Genomic DNA, 690 nt, shown 5'->3' with positions numbered 1-690 from the left:
TTGGGTTACTTGCCAGTTGTCCCGTTAAAGCGTCACCAGGCATTGCTTTTGCTAAAGCAAAAATAAGAATACTTAAAATAAATAATTGAGGGATCATAATTAAGAATCTTCGTAATATAAATTTCAACATTTTTCTAAAAACCCCTCTCTACGGTAATGCCACTGAGTGGGTATCAGAAATCGGCTTTAACTTGTGTACTTTACCCTCAGCATTAAAATATTTATCATATGAATTTTGATACTCGGCATTTACTTCCTGTCGAAGCTCCACTTGTTTTTCTCGGTTTTCAGGATTAATATCCGGAATGGCGGAAATTAATCGTTTCGTATAAATATGTTGTGGATTGGAGTATATTTCTTCACTTGTTCCTTCTTCTACAAATTGTCCACGGAACATGATTCCAATACGATCACACATATGCTGGATAATTCCTAAATCATGACTAATAAATAAGTACGTTAAATTAAATTCTTTCTGAATATCTTGCATGAAGTTCAATACCTGGGCTTGGACGGAAACATCCAATGCGGATACCGGTTCATCAGCGATAATCAATTTCGGTTTTAACGTCAACGCTCTTGCAATCCCAATACGCTGCCGTTGTCCACCTGAGAATTCATGTGGATATTTATAAATGGATTCCGCGTTTAAACCAACTTTTTCAATATAGTACGCCACTTTATCTTTTT

1 protein-coding gene and 1 pseudogene are annotated in these 690 nt (G+C 35.8%); both read right to left on the bottom strand.

Annotated elements, in window-relative coordinates; translation table 11 throughout:
* A pseudogene (locus CWO92_RS24940) lies at window positions 1-130 on the bottom strand (ABC transporter permease); the annotation flags it as partial.
* A gap of 18 nt (window positions 131-148) precedes the next feature.
* A partial coding sequence (locus CWO92_RS24935) for an ATP-binding cassette domain-containing protein (RefSeq protein WP_133120623.1) occupies window positions 149-690 on the bottom strand: 542 nt, incomplete at its 5' end.

The sequence above is a fragment of the Heyndrickxia camelliae genome (genome assembly GCF_002844575.1).
GTDB lineage: Bacteria > Bacillota > Bacilli > Bacillales > Bacillaceae_C > Margalitia > Margalitia camelliae.
Note: the sequence above shows the minus strand (reverse complement) of the source record. Positions and strands in the feature narration are given on the sequence as shown.